The 10,148-nt window shown below is 69.1% G+C and carries 9 protein-coding genes; 5 read left to right on the plus strand and 4 right to left on the minus strand.

Annotation, left to right across the window (positions count from 1 at the left end; genetic code table 11):
* Positions 1-219 precede the first annotated feature (219 nt).
* Positions 220-714 carry an SseB family protein gene (locus ACFU53_RS43210; protein WP_220647628.1) on the minus strand — a complete coding sequence of 165 codons (495 nt, stop codon included), beginning with the start codon at positions 712-714 and terminating at the stop codon, positions 220-222.
* Positions 715-864: 150 nt separating this feature from the next.
* Here ACFU53_RS43210 and ACFU53_RS43215 point away from each other — a divergent pair, with 150 nt between their 5' ends.
* The 3 genes from ACFU53_RS43215 (at position 865) to ACFU53_RS43225 (ending at position 4,519) form a co-directional block, all read left to right on the plus strand.
* On the plus strand, positions 865-2,706 hold the full coding sequence (locus tag ACFU53_RS43215) for an acyl-CoA dehydrogenase (protein WP_384005271.1): 1,842 nt from the start codon (positions 865-867) through the stop codon (positions 2,704-2,706).
* A gap of 144 nt (positions 2,707-2,850) precedes the next feature.
* The gene (locus ACFU53_RS43220; protein ID WP_384005272.1) at positions 2,851-4,149 is read left to right on the plus strand and encodes a M18 family aminopeptidase; all 1,299 of its coding nucleotides are present in this window, start codon (positions 2,851-2,853) and stop codon (positions 4,147-4,149) included.
* Between the two features lie 121 nt (positions 4,150-4,270).
* Positions 4,271-4,519, plus strand: coding sequence for a DUF6458 family protein (locus ACFU53_RS43225; protein ID WP_384005273.1), 249 nt, complete (start codon positions 4,271-4,273; stop codon positions 4,517-4,519).
* 536 nt (positions 4,520-5,055) lie between these two features.
* On the opposite strand, the gene ACFU53_RS43230 is transcribed toward ACFU53_RS43225, so the two are convergent.
* Positions 5,056-5,874 (minus strand): carbon-nitrogen family hydrolase, encoded by an 819-nt coding sequence (locus ACFU53_RS43230; RefSeq protein WP_384005274.1) that lies wholly within the window; start codon positions 5,872-5,874, stop codon positions 5,056-5,058.
* Positions 5,875-6,105: 231 nt separating this feature from the next.
* Between ACFU53_RS43230 and ACFU53_RS43235 the strand changes: the two genes are divergently transcribed.
* Positions 6,106-6,930 (plus strand): maleylpyruvate isomerase family mycothiol-dependent enzyme, encoded by an 825-nt coding sequence (locus tag ACFU53_RS43235; protein WP_384005275.1) that lies wholly within the window; start codon positions 6,106-6,108, stop codon positions 6,928-6,930.
* Between the two features lie 34 nt (positions 6,931-6,964).
* Here ACFU53_RS43235 and ACFU53_RS43240 read toward each other — a convergent pair whose 3' ends face one another.
* Positions 6,965-8,281: a nitrate/nitrite transporter gene (locus tag ACFU53_RS43240; protein WP_384005276.1), complete on the minus strand. Its 1,317-nt coding sequence runs from the start codon at positions 8,279-8,281 to the stop codon at positions 6,965-6,967.
* Entirely contained in the window at positions 8,278-8,952 is a 675-nt protein-coding gene (locus tag ACFU53_RS43245; protein ID WP_384005277.1) for a GntR family transcriptional regulator, read from the minus strand. Before ACFU53_RS43245 ends, ACFU53_RS43240 begins: the two co-directional genes overlap by 4 nt.
* 310 nt (positions 8,953-9,262) lie before the next feature.
* Between ACFU53_RS43245 and ACFU53_RS43250 the strand changes: the two genes are divergently transcribed.
* On the plus strand, positions 9,263-10,111 hold the full coding sequence (locus ACFU53_RS43250; RefSeq protein ID WP_384005278.1) for a D-alanyl-D-alanine carboxypeptidase family protein: 849 nt from the start codon (positions 9,263-9,265) through the stop codon (positions 10,109-10,111).
* Positions 10,112-10,148 lie beyond the last annotated feature (37 nt).

Below are 10,148 nucleotides of genomic sequence, written 5' to 3' on the forward strand. Positions count from 1 at the left end.
CCGCCGGCCACGCGGGGCCGGCGGCGAGGTGTCGATCTCGGTCACCGGGGAACAGTAGGGGACCCGGCGGACCGGAAGAAACGGTTCAGCAAACCCACGAAGGCCCACTGCGGCCAAGCAAGGGGAGCGGGGAACTGCGCGAGCAACCCCACGACCCGCACCCCCGCAACAAACCGCAGCCAGCCCCTTTGAACCCGGAACCCGGCCCAACCGGCGGAGCTAGCCGTACATCCGCCGCATCGCGAACTCCACCATCTGCTCCACGGCCTTCGCGTCGAACACCATCCGGTGCTCCCCCTCCATGTCGAGGACGAAGCCGTACCCGGTCGGCAGCAGATCGATCACCTCCGCACCGGTGATCACGAAGTACTTGGACTCCTTGCCGGCGTACCGGCGGAGCTCCTTGAGCGAGGTGAACATGGGGATCACCGGCTGCTGGGTGTTGTGCAGCGCCAGGAACCCGGGGTTGTCGCCGCGCGGGCAGTACACCTTGGAGGTCGCGAAGACCTGCTGGAAGTCCTCCGCGGCCATCTGCCCGGTGGTGAAGGCGCGGACCGCGTCCGCGAGGGAGGGCGGGGACGGCTCCGGGTACAGCGGTGGCTGCTGCCCGTAACCGCCCCCCATCTGGCCGCCGGGCATCTGCCCGGGCATCTGCTGCTGCGGCGGCGGGGCGTACTGCTGCTGAGGGCCGGCGCTCTGGTCGTAGCCGTACATGCGGCAAAGCGTAACGAGTCACAGATGGACCGCTCGGGGTTGCTTCTTATTACTGATGGGTAGCATCATCGACACAGAAGCTACTTGTTGGTACGTGAACTAGCGCGAGGATCCAGTGCCTCGCCGATCTCTCTTACGGAGCCAGTCGCCATGGGGCACTACAAGTCGAATCTCCGCGACATCGAGTTCAACCTCTTCGAGGTGCTCGGGCGCGACAAGCTGTACGGCACCGGCCCGTTCGCGGAGATGGACACGGACACCGCCAAGAGCATCCTGGAGGAGCTGGCCCGTCTCGCCGAGAACGAGCTGGCGGAGTCCTTCACGGATGCCGACCGCAACCCGCCGGTCTTCGACCCGGAGACGAACACCGCTCCGGTACCGGCCTCCTTCAAGAAGAGCTACAAGGCCTTCATGGACTCCGAGTACTGGCGTCTCGGCCTGCCCGAGGAGATCGGCGGCACCACCTCGCCGCGCTCCCTGATCTGGGCGTACGCGGAGCTGCTGCTCGGCTCGAACCCGGCGGTGTGGATGTACGCCTCCGGCCCGGCGTTCGCCGGCATCCTCTACGACGAGGGCAACGACGTACAGAAGAAGATCGCCAAGATCGCGGTCGAGAAGACCTGGGGCTCCACCATGGTGCTCACCGAGCCGGACGCCGGCTCGGACGTGGGCGCCGGGCGCACCAGGGCGATCCAGCAGGAGGACGGCTCCTGGCACATCGAGGGCGTGAAGCGCTTCATCACCTCCGGTGAGCACGACATGGAGGAGAACATCCTTCACTACGTGCTGGCCCGCCCCGAGGGCCACGGCCCCGGCACCAAGGGCCTCTCCCTCTTCCTCGTCCCGAAGTACCTCTTCGACTTCGAGACCGGCGAGCTGGGGATGCGCAACGGCGCCTACGCCACCAACGTCGAGCACAAGATGGGCCTCAAGGCCTCCAACACCTGCGAGATGACCTTCGGCGACCGTCACCCGGCCAAGGGCTGGCTGATCGGCGACAAGCACGACGGCATCCGCCAGATGTTCCGCATCATCGAGTTCGCCCGCATGATGGTCGGCACGAAGGCGATCTCCACACTGTCGACGGGCTACCTCAACGCACTGGAGTACGCCAAGGAGCGCGTCCAGGGCACCGACCTGGCGAACTTCATGGACAAGACCGCGCCCAAGGTCACCATCACGCACCACCCCGACGTCCGCCGCTCGCTGATGACGCAGAAGGCGTACGCGGAGGGCATGCGCGCGCTGGTCCTCTACACGGCCTCCGTCCAGGACGAGATCCAGGTCAAGGAGGCGGCGGGCGAGGACTTCTCCGCCCTGGAGGCCCTGAACGACCTGCTCCTGCCCATCGTCAAGGGCTACGGCTCCGAGAAGGGCTACGAGCAGCTCGCCCAGTCGCTGCAGACCTTCGGCGGCTCCGGCTTCCTGCAGGAGTACCCGATCGAGCAGTACATCCGCGACGCCAAGATCGACACCCTGTACGAGGGCACCACCGCGATCCAGGGCCAGGACTTCTTCTTCCGGAAGATCGTCCGCAACCAGGGCGCCGCGCTGAACACCCTCGCCGAGGAGATCAAGAAGTTCCTGGCGCTCGGCGAGGGCGGCGAGCAGCTGGCCGGCGCCCGCGAGCACCTCGCCAAGGCCGCCGTCGAGCTGGAGGCCATCGTCGGTCTCCTCCTCACGGACCTGGCCGCCACCGAGCAGGACGTCAAGAACATCTACAAGGTGGGCCTCAACACCAGCCGCCTGCTGCTCGCCTCCGGTGACGTGGTCGTCGGCTACCTGCTCCTCAGGGGCGCCGTCGTCGCCGCCGAGAAGCTGGAGACCGCCTCCGGCAAGGCTCTGTCCGCCAAGGATGTGTCCTTCTACACCGGCAAGATCGCGGCGGCGAAGTTCTTCGCGGCCAACGTCCTCCCCGGCGTCACCCTCGCCCGCAAGATCTCCGAGGGCGTCGAACTGGACCTGATGGAGCTGGACGAGGCGGCGTTCTAGACGCCCCCTCCCCGGCCGCACCCCGGTCGCGGCGCCGGACGGACCCTGCCCGTCCGTCCGGCGTCCTTTCCTCCACACGCTCGCTACGAGGGCCCGCTCCCGACCCCCGGGAGTGGGCCCTCGTACGTCGTTAAGGTGAACCCCATGCGCACACCCCCACGCTTCGATCGCGGCCACACCGACGACCTCATGACCTTCCTGGCGAGCAGCCCGTCCCCCTACCACGCGGTGGCGAGCGCCGCGGAACGGCTGGAGAAGGCAGGCTTCCGGCAGGTCTCGGAGACCGACGCGTGGGACGGATCGCTGGGCGGCAGGTACGTGCTGCGCGGCGGCGCGATCATCGCCTGGTACGTGCCGGAGGGCGCCACCCCCCACACCCCCTTCCGCATCGTCGGCGCCCACACCGACTCCCCCAATCTGCGGGTCAAACCCCGCCCCGACAGCGGCGCGCACGGCTGGCGCCAGATCGCCGTCGAGATCTACGGCGGCCCGCTGCTCAACTCCTGGCTCGACCGCGACCTCGGCATCGCCGGCCGGCTCTCCCTGCGCGACGGCACCAGCCGCCTCGTCAACGTCGACAGACCCCTCCTCCGCGTCCCCCAACTCGCCATCCACCTCGACCGTACGGTCACCTCCGAGGGCCTCAAGCTCGACAAGCAGCGTCACCTGCAGCCCGTATGGGGCCTCGGCGACGACGTCCGCGACGGCGACCTGATCGCCTTCCTGGCGGAGGAGTGCGGCCTCCCCGCGGGCGAGGTCACCGGCTGGGACCTGATGACCCACTCCGTGGAGCCCCCCGCGTACCTGGGCCGCGACAACGACCTGCTCGCCGGTCCCCGCATGGACAACCTCCTTTCCGTGCACGCCGGTACGGCCGCACTCGCCTCGGTCGCCGGCTCCGGTGAAGAACTCCCGTACATCCCCGTCCTCGCCGCCTTCGACCACGAGGAGAACGGCTCCCAGTCCGACACCGGCGCGGACGGCCCGCTGCTCGGCGGGGTGCTGGAGCGCTCGGTCTTCGCCCGCGGCGGCTCGTACGAGGACCGGGCGCGTGCCTTCGCCGGCACGGTCTGTCTCTCCTCCGACACCGGGCACGCCGTCCACCCCAACTACGCGGAGCGTCACGACCCGACGCACCACCCCCGCGCGGACGCCGGCCCGATCCTCAAGGTCAACGTCAACAACCGCTACGCCACGGACGGTTCGGGCCGCGCCGTCTTCGCCGCCGCCTGCGAGAAGGCCGGTGTGCCGTTCCAGACGTTCGTCTCCAACAACTCCATGCCCTGCGGCACCACCATCGGCCCCATCACAGCCGCCCGCCACGGCATCCGCACCGTCGACATCGGCGTCGCCATCCTCTCGATGCACAGCGCCCGCGAGCTGTGCGGCGCGAAGGACCCCTACCTCCTGGCGAACGCTCTGGTGGCCTTCCTCGAGGGCTGATCCCGTGCCCGGCCCTCAACGGCTGTTACTGACCGGCCTGTCCGGGTACCCGGTGTCGACCGGTAGGACCGAACGACCGGAACGACCGGCCGACCCAACCGGACACTGGGAGGGAACACTCATGGGCCTGGGCGGGTGCATCATTCTGATCGCCGTGGGGGCCATCCTCACGTTCGCCACCGACTGGGACATGCAGGGGGTCAACCTCGACCTGGTCGGTGTCATCTTCATGATCGTCGGACTTATCGGCGTAGCCACCTTCAGCAGCATCGCCAAGCGGAGGCGAGTGGTGATGCCGCCCTCGACTCCTGTCATCGACGAGAGCCGGCACAACCGCGACGGATACGGCGGCGGCTACGGCGGCGTATGACCGTCCGGGCGGGCGGCGACTGACGGGCGGGCGGGCGAGGGCGGCGGCCTCCAACGAGTCAGTCGACGCTCTCGTCCAGCCCCGCCGGCACCAGCGGCAGCCGGTCCGTCCCGCCCTCCGTGAGCCGGGCCGGGACTGCCCCGTCGGGTGCAGATGCGCCTCCGGGTTCTCCACGATCAGCAGGTCGCCCGGCTCGGTGAGCAGACCGGCGACGATGACGGGAAGGGCGTAGGAGACACCGAAACCGGTGTTGGCGAGGCGGATCTCCTCACCGCTCAGGCCCGTCTCGCCGAACCGGATGGTTCCGACCAGGATGCCGACGGCGCGCGACTCGCGCAGCGCGAGGACCTGTGCCGTGAACTCACCGCGTACCCCGACGCCGATGCGGTCGGGTTCGCCTCCGCGAGAGCGACACCCCCGCCACCATCCTGTCGCCCACCCCCGCCGCCCTCCACGCCCTCCTCACCACGCTGCGGAACGGGTCCCGAAGCCTGGAGCGTTGAGCGGCGGCTCAGCCTGGAGGGTTGAGCGGCGGCTCAGCGGCGCGGCGGCTCCAGCCCCAGCAGCCTGTCCTTCAGGGCCGGGAACTGCTCGCGGGTCGTCGCGACCTTCGACGGGTCGAACTCGACCGTGAGGACCTCCTCGTCGGAGCCCGCCTCCGCGAGCACCTCGCCCCAGGGGTCGACCACGATCGAGTGACCGGCCTGGGGAACCCCCGCGTGCGTACCGGCCGTTCCGCAGGCGAGGACGTAGGCCTGGTTCTCCACGGCCCTGGCCTGCGCCAGCAGTGTCCAGTGCGACCGCCGCCGCTCCGGCCACCCCGCCGACAGCACGAACATCTCGGCGCCCGCGTCGACGAGCCCGCGGAACAGCTCGGGGAAGCGGAGGTCGTAGCAGGTGGCGATGCCGATGGTCGTCTCGGGGAGGCGGAGCGTCACCAGTTCCGAGCCCGCGCCCATCAGCACCGCCTCGCCCTTGTCGAAGCCGAAGCGGTGGATCTTTCGGTAGGCGGCGGCGAGGTCACCGGACGGTGAGAAGACGAGGGAGGTGTTGTAAAGAGGTCCGTCACCCGCGGCGGAGCCGCTGTCGGAATCAGTGCGCTCGGGGATCGAGCCCGCGTGCAGCCAGACGCCCGCGTCGCTCGCCGCCTTGGCCATCGCCTCGTACGTCGGCCCCTCCAGCGGCTCGGCCGCCGTCGCGAAGGATTCGAACGCGAAAGCGCCGGTGGTCCAGAGCTCCGGGAGGACGACGAGATCGGCGCCGGCCTGGTCCCGCACCAACGACGCCACGCGCCGCCTGCGCGAATCGACCGATTCGTCCTCATCTACGCCGATCTGGATGAGCGAGGCGCGCACACTACCACCGTCCTGGCATTCGAGCCGTCCACACCGGCCTACGATCGTCACACGAAAGCACTGCCGGGGTGCCTCACAGCAGCGTAACTTAACGTTCCACAGCACCCACTGACAGCCGCCGACGCCCACTCACCGCCGTCAACGCCGACGCCCCTACTGAAATCCGCCACCCACATACCGATACGCACCGACCGTACTGACAGGTACCGACCGCCCGAGGGGTCCCGTTCCGTGAGTCTGCATCCCACTCTTCAGCCCTACGCCGACGCCTGGACCCACTCCGTGGACGCGATATCCGAGCTGGTGTCGCCGCTCGTGGAGGGCGAGTGGAACCGGCGGACGCCATGCCCCGGCTGGTCGGTGCGCGATGTGGTCTCCCATGTCATCGGCCTGGACTGCGAGATGCTCGGGGACCCGCGGCCGATCCACACCCTCCCGCGCGACCTGTACCACGTACGGACCGAGCACCAGCGGTACATGGAGATGCAGGTCGACGCCCGCCGGCACCACACCGCGCCGGAGATGACCTCCGAGCTGGAGTACACGATCATCCGGCGCAACCGCCAGCTGCGGAACGAGTCGCGGGACCCGGGGCACAAGATCCGTGGCCCGCTCAGCACGGAGCTGACCCTCGAACAGGCCATGCGGAACCGCGCGTTCGATGTGTGGGTGCACGAGCAGGACCTGCGCGCCGCGCTGGGCCAGCCGGGGAACCTGGACTCGCCGGGCGCGTTCGTCGTCCGTGACGAGCTGCTGTCCGTGCTGCCGAAGGTCGTCGCCGAGGACGCGCAGGCGCCGCGCAGTTCGGCCGTCGTCTTCGACGTGCACGGCCCGGTGGAGTTCATCCGTACCGTCCGCGTCGACATGCAGGGCCGCGGCACCGTGGAGACCGCCCCCGCCCTCGGCCCCGCCGCCACCCTCACCCTCGACTGGGAGACCTACGTCCGCCTGGCCTGCGGCCGCGTCACCGCCGACCTCGTCGCCGACCGCATCAAGGCCGAGGGCGACCCCCACCTGATCGCGGCGATCCTGCGAGCGTTCGCGGTGACCGTGTAGCCACCGGGTCACAGGGCTTTTTGAGGCCTGGCCCTTACGCCGGTACGTGCACCGTCTCCACCCGGCTCGCCACCAGCCGTTCCCGTTCGCGGCGGGCCGCGCGGCCGCGCAGACGGAGGATCTGGGTGAGGCCGAGGGCCTGGAGGACGAAGACGGCGGAGAAGGCGATGCGGTAGTCGTCGTCAGTCACGTCCAGGAGGACGCCTACTGCGAAGAGGGTCGTCATGGAGGCGACGAAACCGCCCATGTTGGTGATTCCGGAGGCGGTGCCCTGACGCTCCGACGGGTTCGCCGGGCGGGCGAAGTCGAAGCCGAGCATCGAGGCCGGGCCGCAGGCGCCGAGGACCGCGCAGAGGACGACCAGGAGCCACATCGGCGCGTGCTCGCCGGGGTACAGGAGCGTGGTCGCCCACACCGCCGCCGTCGCGAGGACCGTGCCGAGCGCCAGCGGCAGCCGCGCCGCGTGGTGTCGGGCGACGATCTGGCCGTACACCAGTCCGACGACCATGTTGGACAGGACGACGAGGGTGAGCAGCTCACCGGCGGTGCCACGGCTGAGACCCTGCGCCTGGACCAGGAACGGCAGCCCCCACAGCAGCAGGAACACCATCGCCGGGAACTGGGTGGTGAAGTGCACCCACATCCCGAGCCGGGTGCCGGGCTCCCGCCAGGACGCCGCGATCTGGCGCCGCACGTACGCGGCCCCGTGATGCGGGAACGGCTCCGGCTCGTGCCCCTCGGGGTGGTCCTTCAGGAACAGCAGGGTCAGTACGAGGACGATGAGGCCGGCGACCGAGCTGCCCGCGAACGCCGCCGTCCAGCCCACCCCGTGCAGCAGCCGGGCCAGCAGCAGTGTCGAGACGAGGTTGCCCGCCATGCCGACCAGGCCCGCCATCTGCGCGACGAGCGGTCCGCGCCGGGCCGGGAACCAGCGGCTGCCCAGCCGCAGCACGCTGATGAACGTCATCGCGTCGCCGCAGCCGAGCAGTGCCCGCGAGGCCAGCGCCGTGCCGTACGACGGCGACAGCGCGAAGCCGATCTGGCCGGCCGTGAACAGCAGGATGCCCAGGGTCAGCACCTTCTTGGTGCCGAGCCGGTCGACCAGCAGGCCGACGGGTATCTGCATGCCCGCGTAGACCAGCAGCTGGAGTATCGAGAAGGTCGACAGGGCGGAGGCGCCCACCTGGAAGCGGTCGGCGGCGTCGAGGCCGGCCACGCCCAGCGACGTACGGAAGATGACGGCGACGAAGTAGACGGAGACGCCCACACCCCAGACTGCGAGGGCGCGGCTGCCGCCGGGCGGGTCTCCGGGCAGGGACCCGGCGGAGGAGGTTATGGCGGGGCGGCTCAACGGAGCTCCCCCCGCGCCAGGTTCGAGAACCAGCTGACGTGCCGGTGCACGAGGCTCACGGCCGCCTCCGCGTCGCCCGTGCGCAGCGCCTGGAGGATCTCCTCGTGCTCGCTGAGCGTCTTGGTGATGCGGTCGGGGTGGGCGTGCATCACGGCGACACCCATCCGCAGCTGCCGGTCGCGGAGTTGGTCGTAGAGGCGGGAGAGGATCTCGTTCCCCCCGCTGCGGACGATCTCGGCGTGGAAGCAGCGGTCGGTGACCGCGGCGCCCGCCAGGTCCCCGGCAGCGGCCTGCGTCTTCTGCTGCTCCAGGAGGCTCTCCAGCCGCTCGATCAGCTGCGGCGAGGCCGGGACCGTCTTGCGGACCGCGTGCTCCTCGACCAGCTGCCGGGTCTCGACGACGTCCGCGATCTCCTGCGCGGAGACGGGCAGCACCAGGGCGCCCTTCTTCGGGTAGAGCTTGATCAGCCCCTCGACCTCCAGCCGCAGCAGCGCCTCCCGCACCGGCGTCCGGGAGACCCCGACCGCCTCGGCCAGCTCGCCCTCGGTGAGCAGCGTGCCGCCCTCGTAACGACGCTCCAGGACACCCTGCTTGACGTGGGCGTATACACGGTCGGCGGCGGGGGGCTGCTTCACGGCGGGGGCGGGGGCGGCAGCTGGGGCGGAAGGCATGCCCACAGCATAGATACAACACGTACCCATCACTGCCGCCGTCCACGATCCGGGACGGCGACCCCATCCCTGGGCCCATCCTGGACCCATCCCGGACCCGTCAAGGGGCTGTGAGATGGACTTGAATTGACCCCCGTCTCACCCAGCGCACAACCTTTTGTGCTACTCACTTGTCACACGAGAAGCGGCCCTGCTTGCCCGCAAACGGAGCCCAAGTGGCCGCGCTCCACAGACATTTGACGCAATCGGGGTATTTAACTTGATTACCGCCATAAAGGGCGCACGTGTCCGCAGAGCCGCTGCAGTCGTCGTGACCACCGGCGCGATGATCGCGACCGGAGTCGTCGGCTCCGCCCCCGCGCAGGCCGCCCCCGCGAAGCCCACGATCACCGCCAAGGGCGGGTTCGTGATGAACAGCGCCAATGGCAAGGCTCTCTTCACCAAGACCGCTGACACCAAGAGGCTCACCGCCTCCACCACGAAGATCATGACCGCCAAGGTCGTGCTCTCGCAGTCGAATCTGAACCTCGACGCCAAGGTGACGATCAAGAAGGAGTACAGCGACTACATCGTCAAGAACGGCGCCTCGTCGGCCAACCTGATCGTCGGTGACAAGGTCACCGTCCGTCAGCTGCTGTACGGGATGATGCTGAAGTCGGGCTGCGAGGCCGCGATGGCGCTGGCTGACAAGTTCGGTTCCGGCTCGACGGTCTCGGCCCGCACCAAGAACTTCATCGCCAAGATGAACACCACGGCCAAGAACCTCGGCATGACGAACACGAAGTTCGACTCGTTCGACGGCATCAGCAAGGGCGCGAACGCCTCGACGCCGCGTGACCTCACCAAGCTCGCGCGCGACGTCATGAAGAACTCGAACTTCAAGAAGATCGTGGCGACGAAGTCCTACACGGCGAAGACCGTCACCAAGACCGGCAGCACCCGCACCATGGCGGCTTGGAAGAACACCAACGACCTTCTCGGCTGGAACGGCACGATCGGCATCAAGACGGGCTCCGGCACCGAGGCCAAGTACTGCCTCGTCTTCGCCGCCACCCGCAACGGCAAGACGATCGTCGGCACCGTCCTCACGTCCTCCTCCGCAGCCAACCGCATGGCGGACGTGAAGAAGCTCATGAACTACGGTTTCGCCACGCTGTAACCGCACCAGCACAAGGTAGGGGGCCGTCGCTCGACAG

It is taken from the genome of Streptomyces sp. NPDC057474, from assembly GCF_042802555.1.
In the GTDB taxonomy this organism is placed as follows: Bacteria; Actinomycetota; Actinomycetes; order Streptomycetales; family Streptomycetaceae; genus Streptomyces.